1 protein-coding gene is annotated in these 436 nt (G+C 51.6%); it reads right to left on the bottom strand.

The features are described 5' to 3' along the window. A partial coding sequence (locus D7W79_RS42770) for a toprim domain-containing protein (RefSeq protein WP_120530808.1) occupies positions 1-412 on the bottom strand: 412 nt, incomplete at its 3' end. Positions 413-436 lie beyond the last annotated feature (24 nt).

The raw sequence follows: 436 nt of genomic DNA, 5'->3' as shown, positions 1-436 counted from the left end.
GAGTTCTACTGATCACATCATCGGCGTCCTTGCCGCCTGAGAGCGCCATGATCTTCAGATTGACCCCCAAGCGCGAGAGAAGGCCAGATGTCAGATGGGTGTCCGCCAGCTTACGTGTCGCGGATTGGCCCGCCTGATCATTATCGAGACACAGAAGAACCGTCTTAATCCCCTGTTGAGAAAGCAAGATTAACTGCTTGTCTGTCAGGGCCGTTCCCATTTGTGCCACAGTGTCAAAAATTCCGTTTTGACGCGTTTTAATGACATCGTGGTACCCTTCTACCACAACAGCGGTTCGCGCCTCACCTTGCGCGTTTTTTACGCGAGAGTTGGCTAGTCCATAGAGCAGAGACGACTTATCAAATACATCAGACTGCGGACTGTTGATATATTTGGGAAAATCATCCCCCATCGCACGCGCCCCAAACCCTCTGAC

The organism is Corallococcus exercitus (assembly GCF_003611585.1).
Lineage (GTDB): Bacteria > Myxococcota > Myxococcia > Myxococcales > Myxococcaceae > Corallococcus > Corallococcus exercitus.
The sequence above is the reverse complement of the archived record's forward strand: the minus strand, read 5'-3'. Positions and strand labels throughout refer to the sequence as shown.